Genomic DNA, 20,007 nt, shown 5'->3' with positions numbered 1-20,007 from the left:
TGACGGTATGTCTGCGCCGCGTCAGGCGCAATAAAAAGCGCGTTGTGCGCGTGATTTCAGGATCAGGCCTTGGTCGTCTTGGCCTTGCTCGCCGGCGCTTTGGCCCGGCTTGTGGTTTTCGGCTTGGCGACCGCGGCTTCCAGCGCCTCGATACGGCGGGTCAGCGCGGCGACCTCGTCCTGGGAGGCGTCGAGCGCTGCCTTGACGGCATCGAATTCCTCGCGCGTGACCAGGTCCATCTCGGCGACCATGCGGTCGGCCCGGGCGCGAAACACCGAACGCGCCTCTTCGCCCATCGCCTGCGCCGCGCCGAAGGCGTCGGTCATGAGATCAGCAAAATCATTCAGAAGCGGGTTGCGCGTTTGCATCAAAGAAAGCCATTAGTGGGTTCAACATCGCCTATATGCGGCTCCAGCCAGAAAAGCGCAACGCGCCGTTCCGTCACAGCTGCACCTCGCCGAAGAATGAGCCGAATACATCATGGAATACTGCCCGCCAAGCTTTGACCTGATCGACCCCATCCTGTTCACGATCGGTCCGTTCGACCTGTTCGGCATGGATTTCCGCTTCGACCTGCGCTGGTACGCCCTCGCCTATATCGCCGGATTGATGCTGGGCTGGCGCTATATGGTCGCCCTGGCCCGCCGCCCGGCGCTGTGGTCGCCGTCGGGCACCAAGAAGCCGAAAGCGCCCTTCACCGAGCCGCAAGTCGACGATCTCCTGCTGTGGGCGACGCTGGGTGTGATCGGCGGCGGACGGCTGGGCTTCGTGCTCTTCTACATGCCCGACATGATCTGGACCCGGCCGCAGGACATCATCCTGGGCATTACTGATGGCGGCATGTCATTTCATGGCGGACTGATCGGCGTGTCGCTGGCGTTGTGGTGGTTTGCCCGCGGCCAGAAGCTGGACCTGATGCGGATCGGCGATGCCGCCGCGGTGGTGACCCCGATCGGCCTGCTGTTTGGCCGGCTGGCCAATTTCATCAATGGCGAGCTGTGGGGCCGCCCGACCGATGTGCCATGGGCGATGCGCTTTGCCGGTGATCCGGAATGCGCCCTGCGCCATCCCAGCCAGCTCTATGAGGCCGCGCTTGAAGGCCTGGCCCTGTTTGCCATCATCAATATCGCGACCTGGAAATTCCGCTCGCTGGAAAAACCCGGCCTCAATACCGGCCTCTTCCTGCTGTTCTACGGCCTGTTCCGGACCTCGCTGGAGCAGGTGCGCGAACCGGACCTCTACATGCCGGAAGCGCTGCGCGGCTATATCACCATGGGCATGATCCTGTCGGTCCCGATGATCCTCGCGGGTGCCTGGCTGATCCACCGTGCCCTGAAGACGGACGCGCCTGCCAAACCATGATTGCCGACACGCTTCGCGACCGGATCCGGACCGGCGGGCCGATCTCGATCGCCGCCTTCATGACCGAGGCCCTGTTCGATCCGCGCCACGGATTTTACGCCACCAAGGACCCGATCGGCGCCGGTGCCGATTTCATCACGGCGCCGGAAATCAGCCAGATGTTCGGTGAGCTGGTCGGTCTCGTGGCCGCCCAGACCTGGCTCGACATGGGCCGGCCGGGGGCCGTCAAGCTGATCGAGATGGGGCCGGGGCGCGGCACGATGATGAGCGACGCCCTGCGCGCCGCCCGGACCGTGCCCGGCTTCATGGACGCCGCCGAGATCGTGCTGATCGAAGCCAGTGCCGCACTCAAGGCCGTGCAGGCCCAGACCCTGGGTCCCAGTGGTGCCCAGATCCGCTGGATCGACCGGCTGGAAGCTGTTGCGCCAGGCCCGTCGATCATCCTGGGCAATGAGTTCCTCGACTGCCTGCCGGTGCGCCAGGCCGTCCGCCATCAGGGACAATGGCATGAGCGCTTGGTCGGGCTGGACCCACAGGACGAGACCGGCGAAGCCTTCGCCTTCGTGCTCGGGCCGCCGCTGGCCGGCGACAGCGACCTCATTCCGGCACGCCTGCGCGACGCCGACGACGGTGCCCTGGTCGAGCTGCGTCCGGGTGACCGCCAGGTCATCGACCAGCTCGCCGCCCGCTTCGCCGACCAGCCGGGCCGGGCCCTCTTCATCGATTACGGGCCGGCGCAAAGTGAGATCGGTGACACGCTGCAAGCGATCCGCGCTCATAAGAAACAACCGCCGCTCGAGGCACCGGGCACGGCCGACCTGACGGCGCGCGTCGACTTTGAATCCCTAATCATGGCAGGCAAGTCCGCCGGTCTGACCTGTTACGGCCCGGAACCGCAGGGCGCTTGGCTGACGGGCCTCGGCCTGGAGGCGCGGGCGGCCGCGCTGAGCCAGTCTCAACCCGGCAAGCGTTCGGAAATCGCCCGACAAATCTGGCGCTTGACCGACAAGGAACAGATGGGCGAGCTGTTCAAACTGGTCTGTTTCGACAGTGCCGATTTACCACCGCCACCGGGATTCTCCGCAGGCTGATCATTTCAGCTTCAATCCCCGGCGAGGCTCTGTTAAGCAGCCCGCGGTTTCTTGAGACTCGGGGGTCGAAACAATGAAGCTGATGTCAGGCACTGCCAATCCGGAGCTGTCGCGGTCCATTGCGGACTATCTGGACGCTCCGTTGACAGCGACCGAGATCGAACGTTTCGCCGATGGCGAGATCTTTGTGCGGATCGACGAGAATGTGCGTGGTGAGGATGTCTTCATCCTGCAATCAACCTCCTCGCCGGCCAATGACCATCTGATGGAATTGCTGATCTGCATTGATGCCCTGGTCCGCGCCAGCGCCCGCCGGATCACCGCCGTCATCCCCTATTTCGGCTATGCCCGACAGGATCGCAAAACCGGCGGCCGGACCCCGATCTCGGCCAAGCTGGTGGCCAATCTGATCGCCAAGGCCGGCGCCGACCGGGTTCTCACGGTCGACCTGCATGCCGGCCAGATCCAGGGCTTCTTCGACATTCCGACCGATAATCTCTTCGCCACCAAGGTGATGGAAGACGACATCCGCCGGAACTACCAGACCGACAATCTGCTGATCGTCTCGCCGGATGTCGGCGGCGTGGTGCGGGCCCGCGCCCTGGCCAAGCTGCTCGATGCCGAGATCGCCATCGTCGACAAACGTCGCCCGAAAGCCGGTGTGGCTGAGGTCATGAACATCATCGGTGAAGTCGAAGGCCGTCGCTGCATCCTTTTTGACGATATGTGCGACAGTGGCGGCACGCTGGTGAATGCGGCTGACGCCTTGCTGGAAAAGGGTGCTGTCGAGGTCTCCGCCTATGTCACCCACGGCGTGCTCTCGAATGACGCCCAGGGCCGCATCGCCAAGTCGAAACTGCGCGAGCTGGTGGTCACCGATTCGATCGTGCCGCCGCCGGGCTCGACCGAGACACCGAAAGTGCGCCGCCTCTCCGTCGCGCCGCTGCTCGGCGAAGCCGTCCGCCGCATCGCCAATGACGAGTCGGTGTCGAAACTGTTCGACTAGGTTGAGCAACGGACGACATGTGGCCAATCGCTGCGACTTCCCGTGCAGCGCTGTTGCGTGGGGCGAATGGATCGGCTATAGCCCGCCGCTCGAAATAACACTGTAGGCATGACGCCTGGATAGATCGCCGCCCGCCGGGGCTGAACCGGCTGGAGGCGGCGTTTGCATTTAAGGATCTGGACCGATGAGCTCCAACATCGTTCTCACCGTTGACGTTCGTGAAGGCACTGGCAAGGGCGCGGCTCGCGCTGCCCGCCGTGAAGACCTGGTCCCGGGCGTCGTTTATGGCGGCAAGCTCGGCCCGGTTTCGGTGAACCTGCGCGGCAATGAAATCCGCAAGGCCCTGCTGGGCGGTCACTTCCTGTCGAACATGATCGAGCTCGATCACGAAGGTAAGCGCCAAACGGTCATCGCCCGGGACATCCAGTTCCACCCGGTGTCCGACAAGGCCATGCATATCGACCTGTTCCGCGTCGACGAAGACACCAAGATCAATGTCGATGTGCCGGTCCACTTCATCAATGAAGACGCCTGCCCGGCCCTGAAGCGCGGCGGCGTGCTGAACATCGTGCGTCACGACGTCGAGCTGCTCTGCCCGGCCGGCTCGATCCCGGAAGCGGTCGAAGCCGACCTGACCGGCCTCGATATTGGTGATTCGATCCACATCTCGGCGGTCACCCTGCCGAAGGGCGTGAAGCCGACCATCGCCGACCGTGACTTCACCATCGCGACCCTGCAGGGTTCGCGCGCCGTCCTGACCGACGCCGAAGAAGAGACGGACGAGGCTCCGGCAGAACCGGAAGCCATCAAGCAGAAGGGCGACGAGGAATAATCCTCACCGCTTTTCAGCACTGGAAATGCAATCAGCGAAGCCACACCATGGCTTCGCTGATTTCGTATCTGGCACTTGTTTTGGGAAAGCCCGCGCGATGAAAATCCTGGCCGGTCTCGGCAATTATGAAGCGAAATACCTGCGCAACCGCCACAATGTCGGCTTCATGGCGCTCGACATCATCGCCCAGGCGTGGCGCGCCGGCCCCTGGCGTAAACGCTTCCAGGGCCTGGCGAGCGAGCTGACCATCGGGTCCAACAAGCTGCTCCTGCTCAAACCGACCACCTTCTACAACAATGCTGGCCATTCGGTCGGCGCCGCGGCGGCCTTCTACCGGGTCAAGCCGGAGGACATCATCGTCTTCCATGACGAGCTTGACCTGGCGCCGGGCAAGTTCCGCATGAAAATGGGCGGCGGCGCGGCCGGCAATAACGGCATCAAGTCGATCACCAGCCAGCTCGGCCCGGACTTCCGCCGCGCCCGCATCGGCATCGGTCATCCCGGCGACCGCAATCGCGTTACCGGCTATGTCCTGTCCGACTTCGCCAAGGCCGAGGAAGACTGGCTGATCGACCTGCTGGATGCGGTCGCCGGCAGCCTCGATCTGCTCGCGGCCGATGATTACGACGCCTTCCAGACGAAAGTGACGCACAAGGCGCCGGCGCCGGACGTGGTAAAGCGCGGGCCGGACGTTGATTAAGCCGTCCCCACTGACTCCATAGTCGACCCCGCGCTGCATTCTTCTTATAAGGCGCGCTCGAACCAGTGAGGATATTTCGCCATGGGATTCAAATGCGGCATTGTCGGGCTTCCGAACGTCGGCAAGTCGACCCTGTTCAACGCCCTGACCCAGACGGCAGCGGCGCAGGCGGCGAATTATCCCTTCTGCACGATCGAACCGAATGTCGGTGATGTTGCCGTGCCCGAACCGCGCCTTGCCAAGCTGGCCGAGATCGCCGGCTCGAAGGAAATCTTGCCGGCGCGGATGAATTTCGTCGACATTGCCGGCCTGGTTGAAGGTGCATCCAAGGGCGAAGGCCTGGGCAATCAGTTCCTCGCCACCATCCGCGAGACCGACGCCATCGCCTATGTGCTGCGCTGTTTCGACGATGACGACATCACCCATGTGAACAACAGGATCGACCCGCTCGCCGACCTCGAAACCGTCGAAACCGAGCTGATGCTAGCTGATCTGGAAAGCCTGGAAAAGCGCAAGTCCGGCCTCGAGAAGAAAGCCAAGTCCGGCGACAAGGAAGCCAAGGCCACCCTCGTCCTGATCGACATCGCCCTCGCCCAGCTCAATGACGGCAAGCCGGCCCGTTTTGCCGACGTGCCCAAGGATGATCGCAAGGCCTGGCGCGGCCTGCAGCTTCTGACCACCAAGCCGGTCCTCTTCATCGCCAATGTCGATGAGGGCAGCGCCGGCACCGGCAATGCCTATTCCGAAATCGTGCTCAACCGCGCCAAGGAAGAAGGCGCCGAAGCTGTCGTCATCTCGGCCAAGATCGAAAGCGAGCTGGCGCTGCTGGAAAACGAGGAGCGCGACGAATACATGGAAGCGATCGGCCTGACCGAGCCCGGCCTCGATCGCCTGATCCACACCGGCTATTCGCTCTTGGGCCTGCAGACCTATTTCACCGCCGGCCCGAAAGAGGCCCGCGCCTGGACGATCCGCGAAGGCTGGACCGCGCCGCAAGCCGCCGGCGTCATCCATGGTGATTTCGAAAAAGGTTTCATCCGCGCCGAAACCATCGCCTATGACGATTATGTCGCCTGTGGCGGTGAAGGTCCGGCCAAGGAGGCGGGCAAGATGCGCGCCGAGGGCAAGGAATATATCGTCAAGGATGGCGACGTGCTGCACTTCCGCTTCAACGTTTAAGTCAGGACAGGTCCGCGCCACCTGCGCCAACCCGCCACATTGCGACGGGCAGCCACGCATCCTACATCGCGGCCATGTCATCACCGAACCAAGTCCGCGTCACCGAAGCCCGTCTCGCTGCCCGCTCCGAAGCCGCGGCGATGGGCATTACCGCTGAGCTGATCTCCGATCTCGTCGAGACCTTCTACGGCCATATCCGGAGCGACGAGATGCTGGGGCCGGTCTTCGCCGGCGCCATTCCCGGCGAGTGGGGTCCGCACCTGGCGACCATGAAGTCCTTCTGGTCGGCGATCATGTTTCACGATGGTGGTTATGCTGGGCGGCCGATGCCGGCGCATGTGAAGCTGAAAGCGCAGATTTCACCGGACCATTTCGACCGCTGGCTGTCGCTGTTCGGGCAGGCCCTCGACGAGATCGGTGCCACACCCGCTGCCAAAGCGGCCTTCCAAGAGCGTGCCAACCGCATTGCCGCCAGCTTCCAGGCCCATCTCTTCTACGATCCATACGAAAACAGCTGATACCGCATTCGCCTGTGGGGTTGCACTTCGCGCCTTGAAGTCGCATTTGGAAACTCCGGCATGGGCCCATGCCGCATTCCCGGAGCAGGTCATGAAACAGCCACAGCAGGCGACCGGCACAGCCATGCCGATTTCGCTCACGGAACTCGTTGCATTGCTTGTCGCGATGACCGCCGTCGTGGCGCTGGCAATCGACATGATGTTGCCGGCGCTGGACGACATTGCCGGGGATCTCGGGGTTGCCAACGAAAATGACCAGCAATTCGTCATCGCGGTCTACCTGACCGGATTCGGCGCCGCGCAATTGCTCTATGGCCCGTTATCGGACCGTTTCGGGCGCAAGATCGTCATCCAGTGCGCCCTTGCCTTCTTCATCGCAACCAGCCTCGTCTGCACCCTGACACCGACCTTCGAGATGCTGCTGGTCGCCCGTTTCTTCCAGGGCGCCGCGGCGGCCGCCTGCCGCGTCATCGCGACCGCAATTGCCCGCGACCTGACGTCGGGCCGACGCATGGCCGAGGTCATGTCGATGGTGATGACCGCCTTCATGGCCGTGCCGGTGCTGGCGCCGATCTTCGGCCAATTGATCCTGACCGTGGCACCCTGGCGCTGGATTTTTGCCTTCCTGGTCCTGTTCGGCCTCGGCCTGATGGCGTGGCTGCAATTGCGTCTGCCGGAAACCCTGCACCCGGAATTCCGTGTCCCGCTGCGGGTGAAACCATTGATGGCGGCCTTCCGCGAGACCGTGAAACACCGGCTGATGCTGGGCTATACCCTTGCCGGCGCGCCCTTCTTCGGCGGCCTGTATGGATTCCTGGGCAGTTCACAGCAGATCTTCGTCGGCCATTTCGGCCTGTCCGACGACGCCTTTCCCTTTGCCTTTGCGGCCATTGCCGGCGGCATCGGGGTGTCGAGCTATGCCAATTCGCGCCTGGTCATGCGACTGGGCCAGCGGCGCCTGTCACACGGCGCGCTGATCGCCTTCACCGCGATCTCGGCGGTGCACGCAGTGATACTGTCCAGCGGCGTCGACAATTTCGCGCTCTTCCTCGTCCTGCTCGCCGCCGCCATGGCCTTCCTCGGACTGATCGCCGCCAATTTCTCGGCCCTGGCGCTGGAACCGGTCGGCCATATCGCCGGTACCGCTTCGGCGGTCTATGGCTTCGTGACCGGAGTGATCGGGGCGGCCATCGGCTCCTATGTGGGCCAACTCTATGACGGCACCGCGACGCCGCTGATCGTCAGCCAGGCCCTGATGGCAGCCACAGCACTGGCGATCGTATTCTGGACCGAACGCGGCAAGCTGTTTCAGACCGGCGAGGATTAGCCCGGGGGAATCTTTCCACCAAACAGGATCGGCCAGGAACATGCCGACTGGCCCGTTTGTCCAATCCATCCCATCATGGCGGACACGCACCGCGCCTGAGGGGACATGCCTTGCCGTACGAGACCATTACCTACGCCGTCGAAGACCAGGTCGCGACGATCACGCTGAACCGGCCGCACCGGCTCAACGCCTTCACCTATGAGATGGGCGATGAGATCATCGCGGCGCTCGACGAGGCCGATCGCGATGACAATGTCCGCGCCATCATTTTCACCGGCGAGAAGCCGGCTTTTTGCGCCGGAGCAGACCTGTCGACCGGAGCCGAAACCTTCAACATGGTCGCGCAAGCGCGTGAGAGCGGAGCGTTCGACGAGAGCGATCCGAAATGGCGTGACAAGGGCGGCGTCCTCAATCTGCGCATCTGGAACACGCTGAAACCGGTGATCGGCGCCATCAATGGCGCGGCGGTCGGGATCGGCGCGACGATGATTCTGCCAATGGATATCCGCCTCGCCTCGATGGACGCCAAATTCGCCTACCCCTTCGCCAAGCGCGGCATTGTCTGGGATGGCTGTGCCAGCTGGTTCCTGCCGCGCGTCGTCGGCATTTCCACGGCGATGGATTGGGGGCTGACGGGGCGGACCTTCTCGGCGGCGGAGGCGTTTGAGTCCGGTCTGGTCGCCCGTGTTGTCCCGGCCGATGACCTGATGGCCGAAGCGCGCGAGCGAGCCCGCCTGATCGCCGAACGCTGCGCCCCGGTCTCGGTCGCGATGATGCGACGCATGGCCTGGCGCATGCAGGGCGCGGCCGATCCGATGGAAGCGCACCGTGTGGAAAGCCTCGGCATCCTGCACGCCGGCATGGGGCCGGACGCCAAGGAGGGCGTGATGTCCTTCCTGGAAAAACGCGCACCGGATTTCCCGATGAAAGTCTCCAGTGACTTGCCACCCTGGCATCCCTGGTGGGATGCGGAGGAAGACGAGTACTGTTGAATTCGCGCAACAGGTGATAGCCTGCCGGGAATTCTCCGGAGGTTGCAATGACTGAACATGTCCTTCTGATCCATGGCTGGAGTGCCAGCGACAAGTCGATGGCCAAGGTCGGCGAGCTGCTCGCCGCGCATGGATACCAGACCCAGGACGTCTATCTGGGCGGCTATCCCTCGATGGATGATGATGTCCGTATCGAGGACTCGGGCCGTCGCCTGAACGCGATTGTCACCGATATGCAGGCGGCCGGCACGCTGCCAGGCAAATTCCATGTCGTGGTGCACTCGACCGGCGCACTGGTCGCGCGCTGGTGGATAGCGGAGTATTTCCCGCGCGGCGGAGCGCCGGTCACCAACTTCCTGATGCTCGCCCCGGCCAATTTCGGCTCGCCATTGGCAACCATCGGCAAATCCACTCTCGGGCGCCTGACCAAGGGATTTTCAACCGGTTTCCAGACCGGCACGCATTTCCTGAATGCGCTCGAACTGGCCTCCAAATTCCAGGAAGACCTCGCCCTGCGTGACAGGTTGAGCGAGGACGGCACGACCGACAGCCCGTTCTCGGAAGACGGCACCCGCCCCTTTGTCATCGTCGGTGCTGACCCGATATTCGGGACCGCCATACTGGGCGAAAAGGCATGGGATGGGACGGTCCGCATCGCGACTGCCAATATCGATCCGCGCGGCGTCACGGTGGACTTCACCAAGGGGTCGATCCTGGAGCCGGAATTTCGCGCCTGGACCCGCCGCGGCCCCGAGGACACGCCGTTCGCCGTCATTCCCGACCGCAGCCATTTGAGCATTCTCAAGCCCGCGCCGAAAGACAGCGCGTCCAAGGACCCGGTTGTGTCACAGCGGCTGGAAAAGCTGATCCTGCAGGCGCTGTCCACGAAGACCGCCGCCGACTATCGCGCAGTTGCCGCGGACTGGACCGATATCTGCCTGGAAACCCGCCAGCTGGCCCAGGACGGGCCGGAGGCCGACGCCCTGCGCGAACGCGTACTGGGCAAGGCCGGCGCAGATGCCAGCCGCTTCCGCGAATTCTACCAAATCGTGGTCGAAGCGGTCGATCACACCGGCCTGCCCGTCGATGATTTCACGCTCTGGCTGACGGCCCCGAAGGCGGTCAAGGAGACCCAGTTCAAGGCCGGCACCACGGTCACCAAGGTCGAAATCGACGCCCAGCTCTCACTGATCCAGGACGAGCACACCAATACCCGCAACAAAAACCGCCTGTCCCTGCACATTGATCGCCGCGAACTACTGGCCAATTTCCTGCGGGACCGGATACCCCGTGGTTATGAAGCCTCGTTGGCGGCGGGCATCACGGCGGCCTCGCCGGGCAAGCGGATCGGATATTTCGATGTTGACGGCAAGGAGCATAGCGCCCTCATCCGACTGCGCGCCCTGGATCCGGGCGACGAGGAAAAGGGCAAGCGCTTCCTGCGCCGCTACACGACGCATTTCCTGCGCGTGATCCTGCCGCGCGTCGCCAGCGACGACGTCTTCACGGTGCGCAAGCTCGGCTAGCGAAGCGACTGCGAGAAGAGTTCACCCTCGGCAATCTTGACCGCATCGCCGCCCAGCATGAGATCGGTCAGCTTACCGTTTTCATGCTTGAGGCGCAGGCGGATCAGGCTGGGCCGCCCCATCTCGACACCCTGATAAATGTCAACGCCATGCTCGCCCTCACCGAGACCGGCCTGCTGGCTGATCAGACCAGCAAAGGCCGCCGCTGCACCGCCCGTCGCCGGGTCCTCGGTGATACCCAGATGCGGACCGAACATGCGGACCCGCCAATCGGTGGTGTGTTCCGTCAGGGTCGCCTTGGCGACCACGAGAGCACAGACCGGATCATCGCCGCCGAACACGTCTTCGAACGCAGACAGGTCGAGCTTGATCGCCGAGAGCCGGGCCGGATCGCGAACCGGAATGACGGCAAAGGGCACACCGGCCGACCAGATGCCGCCGGTGATCGGCGTGTCGAGCAGATCGCCCGTCTGCAGCCCCAGCGCTGACGCGATGGCGGCATAGTCCGGCAGCTCACCAACCTGTTCAGGAAGCTTGGGCGCGAAAAAGCGGGCCGAGCCATGGCGCGGGCCATTGACGCGGCCATCGGCCGTGACGTCGCCCACGGTCTCTTCCAGCACGAAGCGCTTGCGCGTGCCCTCGGCTGCGCCGCTGGCCAGGGTCAGCGCGACCGTGGCACCGATGGTGGGGTGACCGGCAAACGGCAATTCCTCGCGCGGGGTGAAAATGCGCAAGCCGTAATCGGCGTCGCGGCCCCTCGGCTCGGTGATGAAGACCGTTTCCGACAGGTTGAACTCGCCCGCGATCGCCTGCATGGCGACATCGTCCAGATCATCGGCCCCGAACACCACGGCGAGTGGATTGCCGGCCAGCGCCTGGTCAGTGAAAACGTCGAAGATCGCATAGCGATGGGTCACGGGATTGTCCTTACGTCTTCAGCCGATAGCCGGTTTTGAACATGCGCCAGACGATGACAACACACAGCGCGAAAAAGCCGGCGATAGCGGCCAGGGAGATGCCGATATCAACATCCGACACGCCGTAAAAACTCCAGCGGAAGCCGGAGATCAGATAGACGACCGGATTGAACAGGGTGACCGTCTGCCAGAAGGGCGGCAGGACGGAAATCGAATAGAAACTGCCGCCCAGGAAAGTCAGCGGCGTCACGATCAGCATCGGCACGATGTTGAGCTGTTCGAAATTGTCGGCCCAGATGCCGATGATGAAGCCGAACAGGGAGAAGGTCACCGAGGTCATGACCAGGAAGGCGATCATGGCCAGCGGGTGCTGTATTTCCATCGGCACAAAGAAAGCCGCCGTGACCATGACCAGCGCGCCGAGGATCAAGGACTTGGTCGCCGCCGCGCCGACAAAGCCGATCACGATCTCCAACGCCGAGATCGGCGCCGAAAGCAGTTCATAGACCGTGCCGTTGAATTTCGGAAAATAGATGCCGATGGCCGCGTTCGAGACCGACTGCATCAGGATCATCATCATCACCAGGCCGGGCACGATGAAGGCGCCATAGCCCACCCCGTCGATCGATTCCATGCGCGAGCCGATGGCCGCTCCGAAAACGACAAAATACAGCGAGGTTGAAATGACCGGGGCGAGGACGGACTGCATCAGCGTGCGACCGGTGCGGGCCATTTCCGCCTTGTAGATGGTGACTGCGCCGCGCCAGTTCATGATGCACCTCCCACGAGGTCGACAAAGATTTCTTCCAGCGAGCTTTGCCGGGTCTCGAGATCGCGCACCGACACGCCGGCGGCATTGAGATTGGCCAGCAGCGTGGTGATGCCGGTGCGGTCGGCCCGTGTGTCGTAATCAAAATGCAGGGCATCGCCGCTCTCGGACAGGGTCAGCCCCTCGACCGCGAGCGCTTCGGGCACCGCGTCGAGCCGCTCGGCAAGTTGCAGGGTGAGCTGTTTGCGGCCCAGCTTGGCCATCAGCGTGGCCGTCTCCTCGACCAGCACGATCTCGCCCTGGCGGATCACACCGACCCGGTCAGCCATTTCCTCGGCTTCCTGGATGTAGTGCGTGGTCAGGATGATGGTCTTGCCGCGCTGGCGCAGTTTTTCGACCACTTGCCACATGCCCTGGCGCAGTTCGACATCAACGCCGGCGGTCGGCTCATCAAGGAAGAGAATGTCGGGATCATGCGACAACGCCTTGGCGATCATCACCCGACGCTTCATGCCACCCGACAGGGTGCGCAATTGTTCATTCCGCTTGTCCCACAGGGAGAGATCCCTGAGCACTTTTTCGACCCAGGCCGGATCGGACGGCTTGCCGAACAGGCCGCGTGCATAGGCCACCGCGTCAGCGACCTTGGTGAACATGTCGATCGACATTTCCTGCGGCACCAGACCGATGCGCGAACGGGTCAGGCGGTAATCGCCGTCAATGTCATGTCCGAAAACCGCGACCTTGCCGGTTGTGGCCTTCACCAGCCCGCAGACAATGCCGATCAGCGTCGTCTTGCCGGCACCATTCGGGCCCAACAGGGCAAAGATTTCGCCCTTTTTGATGTCCAGATCGACCGATTTGAGTGCGGTAAAACCGCCGGCATAGGTCTTGGACACGCCCTTGATTGTCAGGACTGCCGGCTCGGCGGCGCCTGACGGCGTTTCATGCGTCATGGAGTTCCAGCCTCTTACGAGTGTCAGGCACGCTGCCCCGCGCGAAGCGCCAAAGGTGGGTATTTGTGCGCGAAATTCAACCCGTGCTCGAGGTGCTTGGGTGCGATGGAACCATCACCAAGGTCTCCAACGCCCCCCTTTGTCATCCCTGGTGGACGCCCGGCGCAGGCCGGGCGAAAGTCAGGGACCTACCTGATTGCAGGCATATCGGTCCCCGCCCTGCGTCCCGCGTTCGCGGGACATCCGGCAGGGATGACAACACGTGGTGTGAGCGGCCAGGCGCCCCTACCCCTCGTCCTCGTCCAGATCATCCTCGGTCAGTCCGCCATCGACGCGCCAGCCATAGCCATCGCCCTGGGCCAGGGTTTCCGCCAGCCAGGGCATGGCGTTGACCAGCTTGTCTTCCAGCGTGAAGGGCGGGTTGATGATAACCACGCCGGCGCCGGCCAGCTTGCCTTCGGACGCCAGGTCGCGGATCCAGAGGTCAGCGCGGAGGATTTTCTCCGGCTCGAAATCCTTCTCCGAGATCAACCATTCAGCGAGGCCATTGTCGAAACGGTCGGCGGCCCAGAGGTTTTTCAGGGAACGCCAGAAGATGAAGGTGCCGGTCGGCCATTTCGCCAGCGCGCCCATCACGGCTTCGGCCATATGCGCCAGCTCGTCGCGGTCCTCGAAGGGCGGGTCGATCAGCACCAGGCCGCGCTTTTCCTTTGGCGGCACCAGGCTTTTCAGCGCCTTGTAGCCATCGCGGCGCTCGACCTTGACGCGGGCATCGCGGCGATAGCGATTATCCAGCGTCTGACTGTCCGCCTCGTGCAGTTCGCACAGATGGACCCGGTCATCCTCGCGGGTCAGGCGGGCGGCAATCTCCGGCGAGCCGGGATAGGCCTTGATACCATCCGGATTCATGTCCCGCACAATGTCGAGCCAGGGACCGAGCATGGCCTGGACCGGCTCGGGCAGGTCGGCATCGATCAGGCGAGCAATCCCGTCTTTCCATTCCGGCGAGCGCTCCGCTTCGGAGGAGGCGAGATCATAGCCGCCAATCCCGGCATGGGTGTCGATCACCCGATAGGGTTTCGGCTTGGCGTTGAGATGTTCAAGGCACAGGGCGAGCACCGAGTGCTTGAGCACATCGGCGAAGTTTCCGGCATGGAAGGCGTGGCGGTAATTCATGGCGGCGCTATAGCGCGGCGCGGCGCCGGACGCCACCACCTGCAAAACCGCCCTCGCCTCGAAGCCAGGCTTGTCCTAGCTTTCGCGGGGCTCAGGACAGCATTGAGGGACGCCGCACCATGTTCGTGAAACTCTATCGCCGGATGCAAGACGAGGCTGCTCATGGCGAGCGGCGGGTGATGAAGGCGGGCTGGTTTCTCAAGGACGAGAAGTCGAGCCTGATCTGGGACGCGCCCAAGCCGGTCAGCTTTTCCCATGACAAGCCGGCGACGTCGAAATCGGCGGTGTCCTGCCCGGCCGCGATCGAATTTGACCGGCGCCACTATGCCATTCCCTGCCCGATCGACCTGCACCTCCGCTTGGTCAAGAACGCGCAGGGCCAGCTCCAGCTGACCAATATCGAGGGGCCACAGGCCTCGACGCGGCCGGCCGGTCTGCAGCAAATCCTGATGATGTCACCGCAGAATGAATGGCGTCATCCGGGCCGGCCGATGCTGCAACTGGTAACACCCTATGTCTTCGTGTCCGACGACCCGCTCTATGTGAACCAGTTCCCGCCCTTCCTTCACTATGAGGCCTGCCAGCGACCCGGTGTAATGATGTGCGGACGTTTTCCGGCCGATATCTGGCCGCGCGCCCATATGTGGGCCTTCGAATGGCATGACACCACGAAGGATCTGATCCTGAAGCGCGGCGAACCCTTGTTCTATGTGCGCTTTGAAGGCGGCGATCCGGCCGCCCCTTTGCGCCTGGTCGAAGCGGAGAAGACCGAAGAGCTGGTGAGTTTCATGCGCTCGCTCACCGACGTCACCAATTTCGTCAATCAGAGCTTCCAGCTGTTCAAGACGGCCCGGGAGCGCCGGCCGAAGACCCTCCTCGTCGAGAAGAAGCGCGCCCGCTGAAAGCCGGTCCGCACTGGTTGCAAAACCGGACATCATGCGGCCTTTGCGCAGCGCCGCTTGCGCCCTAGTCTCCCCGGCAAATGCAATCGGGGAGATCCTTCATGATCCGTCTACTCACGGCCGCGCTCGCGGTCGCCACCCTCGCCCTGCCGGCGCTCGCGCAGGAAGCCGGTGACACGCCGGAACCGCGCGTCTGGGAGAGTCGCGGCCAGGTCACCGTCGGTGACCAGCGCATCCGCTATACCGCCACCGCTGGCGAGACCTTCCTGCGTGACGCCGACGGCAATGCGACCGCCGCCATTTTCGCGACCAGCTATGTCGCCGACGGCACCAGCGATCCGCGCACCCGCCCGGTCGCCTTCGTGTTCAATGGCGGTCCCGGTTCGGCCAGCCTGTGGCTGCACATGGGCGTGTTCGGGCCGCAACGCCTGGTCCTGCCCGATGCGATGGATGACGGCGCTGCGCCGTTTGACGTGGTCGAGAACGCCTACTCGATCCTCGACGTCGCCGATCTTGTCTTCGTCGATCCGGTCGGCACCGGCTGGTCGCGGGCGCTGGGCGACAGCGACGGCAGCGATTTCTGGGGCGTCAATGAGGATGGCGAGAGCCTGGCCCAGTTCATCCGTATCTGGCTGTCGGAAAACCAGCGCTGGAATTCGCCGAAATACCTCCTGGGCGAGAGCTATGGCACGCTGCGCATCGGCTCGCTGCTGAACCAGTTGGAAGGCAGCTATACCGACGTCTCGATCAATGGCGTTGCCCTGATCTCGACCGTGCTGGATTTCCGCTATGATGACACGTCCGACGGCAATGATGTCGGCTATGTCGGCCTGATGCCCGGCTATGCGGCAACGGCCTGGTATCACGGCAAGGTCGACCGCTCGGCCTGGGGTGGCGATATCGAAGCCTTCCTCGCCGATGCCCGCGAATTCGCCATCGAGGACTACATGCCGGCCCTGCTGCGCGGTGTCTCGCTGGATCCGGCGCGTGAAGCCGAGGTGATTGCCCGCTTGTCGGACTTCACCGGCCTGTCCGAGGGCTTCCTCGATCGCGCCAATATGCGCGTCTCCCTGCAGCGCTTCCAGCGCGAACTGCGCCGTGATGAGGGCCTGTCGGTCGGACGTCTGGACAGCCGCTATACCGGCGTCGAGGTCGACGGGGTCGGCGAACGTCCCGAGACCGATCCCAGCTTCTACGGCATTGATGGCAGTTTCACCGCCTCCATGCTCGACTATTTCGGCCGCACACTGGGCGTCGACCTGACCGAGTATTACTCGACCATTGGCGGCGTGCGGGGCTGGAATTGGGATGCTGGTCGCTCCGGCAACAACAACTACATCAATGTCGCGCCGTGGATCGCCCGCGCACTGCGCCAGAACTCCGATCTCGAAGTGCTGGTGCAGCAGGGTTATTACGACCTGGCGACCCCCTTCTTCGCAGCCGAACTGATGTTCAACCAGCCCGGCTTCGACCAGGATCGTGTCCACTTCCGCTATTATGAAGCCGGCCACATGATGTATATTCACCAGCCCTCACTGCTGACGATGACCGATGATGTGCGGGCGCTGATCGCCGACTGATCAAGCGCTCCTGACACGGACAAGGCCCGGTGCCATGCGCCGGGCCTTTTTCATGAGCGGAGCCTGTCATGTGCGGAGTTGGTCAGCGCGTCCGCCGGGTCAGGTCACAGATCGCCGCCAGCGCGGCGATGACCAGGAAGGTGATGGTGCCCATATAGCCAGCGGTCGTGAAATCATCGGGAACCGGTGTTGTGTGGTTGGCGTATTCCGCCAGCGCCAGAAGTGCCATGAAGACCCAGGGCCAGATCCGGCCGATCAGCCCCTTCGCTTCGGTCACCCGCAGATAGAGCGCGAAACCGGCCAGCAGGACCCCGAATTCGACCGCAAGGGCGACGGGGTAGTTGTTCCACAACCCGAACCCGACCCGCAGGCCGCCGGGCCACAGCTCAAGGTCGGGGACGTGAACGATCAGATCCAGGATCCAGTGCGAGAACACCGCCAGCGCGATGGCGATGCCGCCGATCCGCTTCTGCTTCGGCGATACCAGCGCCCAGACCAGACCTGCCAGCACCGACCAGCCCAGCGCTCCGGGCAGGGAGTGCGTGATCGGCATGTCATAGAGGTCGAGCGGATTAGCCTCGGTGAAACCCGGCACGATGCGGACATGCTCGATCCCGTTGGCGACAAAGACGCCCCACAACACATCGACAAACTGCACCGCCAGGAAATAAACCCAGAGCGGCACCGCCTTCGCGATGGTTTTTCCGGCAAGGGCCGGACCGTAATGACCTATGAACATGGCGCTGCCCCCCGCTCGACTCCCGTCACCTATTCCCCGTCAAACGCGACCAGCGCCGACACCGGCACCCCCAACGCTTCGATGCGTTTGGCGCCGCCGAGATCCGGCAGGTCGATGACGAAGGCGGCGCCCACCACTGTGGCGCCGGCCCGTTGCAGGAGTTTGATCGAGGCTTCCGCTGTGCCGCCGGTCGCGATGAGATCATCGACCAACAGAACCCGGTCTCCCTCGCGAATGGCATCGACATGGATCTCGATCGCGTCCTGGCCGTATTCCAGCTCGTACTCCTCGACCAGCGTGCGCCAGGGCAGCTTGCCACGCTTGCGCACGGGTACGAAGCCGACCGAAAGCTGATGCGCGACGGCGCCGCCCAGGATGAAGCCGCGCGCCTCGGTGCCGGCCACCGTGTCGATCTTGGCACCGGCCCAGGGCTGGACCATTTGATCAACCGCGATGCGGAAGGCGCGGGCATCGCCGATCAGCGTGGTGACGTCGCGGAACAGGATGCCGGGCTTGGGATAGTCCGGAATGGTGCGGATGGCGGATTTCAGGTCCATCAATCTCGTCTCGTCAGCCAGCTAGATCTGGGTTTCATACGGATTCGCGAAGGTCTCGGCCCGGGCGGCCTCATGCCATTCCCGATAATGTCCATCGGCCAGCAAGGTGTCGCAATAGGCCTGTGCCTCGGCGTGCAGCGGGATGTCATAGGCATGAAAGCGGGCGGCCACCGGCGTGAAGAAGGCGTCCGCGATCGACCAGTCACCAAACAGCCAGTCGCCATCGACGCTTTTGACCTCATGCCACAGCGCCTGGACCGCCGCGATATCGGTCCGGGTCGGGTCGTTGAGGCTGATCGGTGACGGGCGGCGGGCGAGGTCCATGGGGCAGGCCTGACGCAAGGCGAGAAAGCCGGAATGCATCATCGACACGGCAGCCCGGGCGCGACCTCGCTTGCCTTCATGGGCCGGCCAAAGCTCAGGCACTTGCTCGGCGGCCCATTCACTGATCGCCAGCGAGTCCCAGATCACGGCATTGCGCGTGTGCAGGGCCGGCACGGTGCCGCCCGGAGAGATCGCCGAGACCGCCTTGCGGGTTTCGCGCTCATTGAGCGGGATCAGCGTGTCATCAAAGGCAATGCCGGCCCGTTTGAGCACCAGCCAGGCGCGCAGCGACCAACTCGAGAAGCGCCGATTGCCGATATAGAGAACGGGTGTCATGGGTTCAGCGCTCCGCCAGCTCGCGAGCCCGCGCCCGGGTCAGGTCGATCTGGCAGTCCAGCGTGATCTCCTCACGCGATTCCTCGGACAGGAACATGGCGGCGGCACGGCGTGTACATTCAGCGTCGCGATAGACGGTCCAAGCCGTCTGGGCGGCATCCAGTGCCCGACGCGCCCCGAACCGACCGGCGGAATCGGCATCAATCTCATCGGCCTCCTCGCGCGCCGCATCGGTCGCGGTCTCCAACCCGTCCTCGGCCGTGCCCAGCAAATCGCGTAGGCAATTGCGGCGAGCCCGCCAATCGGTCAGATGCTCGGAACACTCCACCGCCGGACGCGGCGCGGGAAAGGCCAAATCCTGACCCGCCAGGGCCGCCACAAACAAACCTGCAATCACCAACATGTCCCACTCCCCGATACGCGCCCTTTATGGACGAGCCCCGCGGACGGGGAAAGGGGGCTTGGGTCAGGGCACTGCGTCGGTTTCCAGATAGGCGATCAGCGTGTCCAGGAAGCTGTCCGACAGCCGCCGGGCGACACCGAGGCGACGACCGTCCTCATCGAGCAGGATGTACTGGCCGACATGCAGGCCAACGACATGGGGGACGCCCTTGATCAGTGTCACCATCGGCGAGCCGGACAGGCCCGGCCGTGCCGGGCAATCATGGACAATGAGCCGGTCATCGGCCCAATACTCCATCTCCTCGACACGACAGGCACGATTATCGTTCACCCGGTTGAGCATGGTCAGTCGCCCGGCCCCGCCGGGTCCGGACCCAGCCGCCGGCAAGCGCGCGATATCGTCCGGCAAGCGTCCGGCCGTGCGCAGGATCGCCCAGTCTTCGCCAAACTCATTATCCTCACGCGGATCCTGCGGCGCGATGACCATGTCGATGATCCGCGCGGCCGCGCCATCATGGCCATGGACATGGCAGGTGCGCGGGCCATCACCCCCGACCACACCATGACGCGCTGCCAGCAGGACATCATGGTCGGCGCCCTCGCCGGTCACCGCCAGCAGGACGGCGCGGCTGAGATAGGATCGACCATTGGCGCTGTCCTCGCACAGGATGCGGACCACGCCATTGCGGTTGTCGTCGAAACTGTCCGGGTCCAGCGGCATGAAGCTCAGCCGGTCAGCGGCTTGAGCGGCAGACGCGGTCAACAGGGCGAGGCCGAGGCCGACAAGGCGCGACGCGGTGTGTCTCATCCCGCCAT

The 20,007-nt window shown here is 63.6% G+C and carries 22 protein-coding genes; 12 read left to right on the top strand and 10 right to left on the bottom strand.

What is annotated here, in order from left to right:
* Window positions 1–62 precede the first annotated feature (62 nt).
* Complete coding sequence (locus C7435_RS02875) at window positions 63–368, bottom strand: accessory factor UbiK family protein (RefSeq protein WP_121209937.1); 306 nt, start codon at window positions 366–368, stop codon at window positions 63–65.
* Window positions 369–480: 112 nt separating this feature from the next.
* On the opposite strand from C7435_RS02875, the gene lgt reads away from it, so the two are divergent.
* The 10 genes from lgt (at window position 481) to C7435_RS02825 (ending at window position 10,533) form a co-directional block, all read left to right on the top strand.
* Window positions 481–1,362 (top strand): prolipoprotein diacylglyceryl transferase, encoded by an 882-nt coding sequence (gene lgt / locus C7435_RS02870; protein WP_121209936.1) that lies wholly within the window; start codon window positions 481–483, stop codon window positions 1,360–1,362.
* A complete protein-coding gene (locus tag C7435_RS02865; RefSeq protein ID WP_121209935.1) occupies window positions 1,359–2,453 on the top strand; it encodes a class I SAM-dependent methyltransferase in 1,095 nt (364 codons plus the stop codon). Before lgt ends, C7435_RS02865 begins: the two co-directional genes overlap by 4 nt.
* 73 nt (window positions 2,454–2,526) lie before the next feature.
* Window positions 2,527–3,459, top strand: a complete 933-nt coding sequence (locus C7435_RS02860; protein ID WP_075189220.1) for a ribose-phosphate pyrophosphokinase — start codon at window positions 2,527–2,529, stop codon at window positions 3,457–3,459.
* A 184-nt stretch (window positions 3,460–3,643) separates the two neighbouring features.
* A complete protein-coding gene (locus C7435_RS02855; RefSeq protein WP_075189219.1) occupies window positions 3,644–4,291 on the top strand; it encodes a 50S ribosomal protein L25/general stress protein Ctc in 648 nt (215 codons plus the stop codon).
* Window positions 4,292–4,388: 97 nt separating this feature from the next.
* A complete protein-coding gene (gene pth, locus C7435_RS02850) occupies window positions 4,389–4,991 on the top strand; it encodes an aminoacyl-tRNA hydrolase (RefSeq protein WP_121209934.1) in 603 nt (200 codons plus the stop codon).
* 81 nt (window positions 4,992–5,072) lie between these two features.
* Window positions 5,073–6,170, top strand: coding sequence for a redox-regulated ATPase YchF (gene ychF / locus C7435_RS02845; RefSeq protein WP_121209933.1), 1,098 nt, complete (start codon window positions 5,073–5,075; stop codon window positions 6,168–6,170).
* A gap of 74 nt (window positions 6,171–6,244) precedes the next feature.
* Window positions 6,245–6,688 carry a group III truncated hemoglobin gene (locus tag C7435_RS02840; RefSeq protein ID WP_121209932.1) on the top strand — a complete coding sequence of 148 codons (444 nt, stop codon included), beginning with the start codon at window positions 6,245–6,247 and terminating at the stop codon, window positions 6,686–6,688.
* 91 nt (window positions 6,689–6,779) lie between these two features.
* Window positions 6,780–8,015 carry a multidrug effflux MFS transporter gene (locus tag C7435_RS02835; RefSeq protein WP_121209931.1) on the top strand — a complete coding sequence of 412 codons (1,236 nt, stop codon included), beginning with the start codon at window positions 6,780–6,782 and terminating at the stop codon, window positions 8,013–8,015.
* 110 nt (window positions 8,016–8,125) lie between these two features.
* Window positions 8,126–9,007: a crotonase/enoyl-CoA hydratase family protein gene (locus C7435_RS02830; protein ID WP_121209930.1), complete on the top strand. Its 882-nt coding sequence runs from the start codon at window positions 8,126–8,128 to the stop codon at window positions 9,005–9,007.
* A 47-nt stretch (window positions 9,008–9,054) separates the two neighbouring features.
* Window positions 9,055–10,533: an esterase/lipase family protein gene (locus tag C7435_RS02825; RefSeq protein ID WP_121209929.1), complete on the top strand. Its 1,479-nt coding sequence runs from the start codon at window positions 9,055–9,057 to the stop codon at window positions 10,531–10,533.
* On the opposite strand, the gene C7435_RS02820 is transcribed toward C7435_RS02825, so the two are convergent.
* The 4 genes from C7435_RS02820 to C7435_RS02805 all read right to left on the bottom strand — a co-directional run bounded on the left by C7435_RS02820 (window position 10,530) and on the right by C7435_RS02805 (window position 14,390).
* Window positions 10,530–11,450 carry a PhzF family protein gene (locus C7435_RS02820; RefSeq protein ID WP_121209928.1) on the bottom strand — a complete coding sequence of 307 codons (921 nt, stop codon included), beginning with the start codon at window positions 11,448–11,450 and terminating at the stop codon, window positions 10,530–10,532. The two genes, C7435_RS02825 and C7435_RS02820, sit on opposite strands and share 4 nt — an antisense overlap.
* Window positions 11,451–11,460: 10 nt before the next feature.
* Window positions 11,461–12,222 carry an ABC transporter permease gene (locus C7435_RS02815; protein WP_121209927.1) on the bottom strand — a complete coding sequence of 254 codons (762 nt, stop codon included), beginning with the start codon at window positions 12,220–12,222 and terminating at the stop codon, window positions 11,461–11,463.
* Entirely contained in the window at window positions 12,219–13,175 is a 957-nt protein-coding gene (locus C7435_RS02810) for an ABC transporter ATP-binding protein (RefSeq protein WP_121209926.1), read from the bottom strand. The genes C7435_RS02815 and C7435_RS02810 overlap by 4 nt, the downstream gene beginning before the upstream one ends.
* A 285-nt stretch (window positions 13,176–13,460) precedes the next feature.
* On the bottom strand, window positions 13,461–14,390 hold the full coding sequence (locus tag C7435_RS02805; protein WP_233128256.1) for a 23S rRNA (adenine(2030)-N(6))-methyltransferase RlmJ: 930 nt from the start codon (window positions 14,388–14,390) through the stop codon (window positions 13,461–13,463).
* A gap of 80 nt (window positions 14,391–14,470) precedes the next feature.
* Between C7435_RS02805 and C7435_RS02800 the strand changes: the two genes are divergently transcribed.
* Together C7435_RS02800 and C7435_RS02795 are read left to right on the top strand one after the other, a co-directional pair.
* Window positions 14,471–15,253 (top strand): hypothetical protein, encoded by a 783-nt coding sequence (locus C7435_RS02800; protein ID WP_121209925.1) that lies wholly within the window; start codon window positions 14,471–14,473, stop codon window positions 15,251–15,253.
* A 101-nt stretch (window positions 15,254–15,354) separates the two neighbouring features.
* Complete coding sequence (locus C7435_RS02795) at window positions 15,355–16,833, top strand: S10 family peptidase (protein WP_075189368.1); 1,479 nt, start codon at window positions 15,355–15,357, stop codon at window positions 16,831–16,833.
* 82 nt (window positions 16,834–16,915) lie between these two features.
* Here C7435_RS02795 and C7435_RS02790 read toward each other — a convergent pair whose 3' ends face one another.
* From C7435_RS02790 to C7435_RS02770, 5 genes are all read right to left on the bottom strand, one after another.
* Window positions 16,916–17,572, bottom strand: coding sequence for a metal-dependent hydrolase (locus tag C7435_RS02790; RefSeq protein WP_121209924.1), 657 nt, complete (start codon window positions 17,570–17,572; stop codon window positions 16,916–16,918).
* Between the two features lie 29 nt (window positions 17,573–17,601).
* Window positions 17,602–18,129 (bottom strand): adenine phosphoribosyltransferase, encoded by a 528-nt coding sequence (locus C7435_RS02785; protein ID WP_075189366.1) that lies wholly within the window; start codon window positions 18,127–18,129, stop codon window positions 17,602–17,604.
* Between the two features lie 21 nt (window positions 18,130–18,150).
* The gene (locus C7435_RS02780) at window positions 18,151–18,789 is read right to left on the bottom strand and encodes a glutathione S-transferase family protein (RefSeq protein ID WP_075189365.1); all 639 of its coding nucleotides are present in this window, start codon (window positions 18,787–18,789) and stop codon (window positions 18,151–18,153) included.
* Window positions 18,790–18,793: 4 nt separating this feature from the next.
* Complete coding sequence (locus C7435_RS02775) at window positions 18,794–19,192, bottom strand: lysozyme inhibitor LprI family protein (protein WP_121209923.1); 399 nt, start codon at window positions 19,190–19,192, stop codon at window positions 18,794–18,796.
* A gap of 63 nt (window positions 19,193–19,255) precedes the next feature.
* Entirely contained in the window at window positions 19,256–19,999 is a 744-nt protein-coding gene (locus C7435_RS02770) for a trypsin-like serine peptidase (RefSeq protein WP_075189363.1), read from the bottom strand.
* Window positions 20,000–20,007: the final 8 nt, after the last annotated feature.

The sequence above is a fragment of the Maricaulis maris genome, from assembly GCF_003634045.1.
Classification (GTDB): Bacteria; Pseudomonadota; Alphaproteobacteria; order Caulobacterales; family Maricaulaceae; genus Maricaulis; species Maricaulis maris.
Note: the sequence above shows the minus strand (reverse complement) of the source record. Positions and strands in the feature narration are given on the sequence as shown.

Coding starts and splice junctions, on each gene's coding strand:
- C7435_RS02875 (WP_121209937.1), bottom strand. CDS start 368: ATGCAAACGCGCAACCCGCTTCTGAATGATTTTGCTGATCTCATGACC.
- lgt (WP_121209936.1), top strand. CDS start 481: ATGGAATACTGCCCGCCAAGCTTTGACCTGATCGACCCCATCCTGTTC.
- C7435_RS02865 (WP_121209935.1), top strand. CDS start 1,359: ATGATTGCCGACACGCTTCGCGACCGGATCCGGACCGGCGGGCCGATC.
- C7435_RS02860 (WP_075189220.1), top strand. CDS start 2,527: ATGAAGCTGATGTCAGGCACTGCCAATCCGGAGCTGTCGCGGTCCATT.
- C7435_RS02855 (WP_075189219.1), top strand. CDS start 3,644: ATGAGCTCCAACATCGTTCTCACCGTTGACGTTCGTGAAGGCACTGGC.
- pth (WP_121209934.1), top strand. CDS start 4,389: ATGAAAATCCTGGCCGGTCTCGGCAATTATGAAGCGAAATACCTGCGC.
- ychF (WP_121209933.1), top strand. CDS start 5,073: ATGGGATTCAAATGCGGCATTGTCGGGCTTCCGAACGTCGGCAAGTCG.
- C7435_RS02840 (WP_121209932.1), top strand. CDS start 6,245: ATGTCATCACCGAACCAAGTCCGCGTCACCGAAGCCCGTCTCGCTGCC.
- C7435_RS02835 (WP_121209931.1), top strand. CDS start 6,780: ATGAAACAGCCACAGCAGGCGACCGGCACAGCCATGCCGATTTCGCTC.
- C7435_RS02825 (WP_121209929.1), top strand. CDS start 9,055: ATGACTGAACATGTCCTTCTGATCCATGGCTGGAGTGCCAGCGACAAG.
- C7435_RS02815 (WP_121209927.1), bottom strand. CDS start 12,222: ATGAACTGGCGCGGCGCAGTCACCATCTACAAGGCGGAAATGGCCCGC.
- C7435_RS02810 (WP_121209926.1), bottom strand. CDS start 13,175: ATGACGCATGAAACGCCGTCAGGCGCCGCCGAGCCGGCAGTCCTGACA.
- C7435_RS02800 (WP_121209925.1), top strand. CDS start 14,471: ATGTTCGTGAAACTCTATCGCCGGATGCAAGACGAGGCTGCTCATGGC.
- C7435_RS02795 (WP_075189368.1), top strand. CDS start 15,355: ATGATCCGTCTACTCACGGCCGCGCTCGCGGTCGCCACCCTCGCCCTG.
- C7435_RS02790 (WP_121209924.1), bottom strand. CDS start 17,572: ATGTTCATAGGTCATTACGGTCCGGCCCTTGCCGGAAAAACCATCGCG.
- C7435_RS02785 (WP_075189366.1), bottom strand. CDS start 18,129: ATGGACCTGAAATCCGCCATCCGCACCATTCCGGACTATCCCAAGCCC.
- C7435_RS02780 (WP_075189365.1), bottom strand. CDS start 18,789: ATGACACCCGTTCTCTATATCGGCAATCGGCGCTTCTCGAGTTGGTCG.
- C7435_RS02775 (WP_121209923.1), bottom strand. CDS start 19,192: ATGTTGGTGATTGCAGGTTTGTTTGTGGCGGCCCTGGCGGGTCAGGAT.
- C7435_RS02770 (WP_075189363.1), bottom strand. CDS start 19,999: ATGAGACACACCGCGTCGCGCCTTGTCGGCCTCGGCCTCGCCCTGTTG.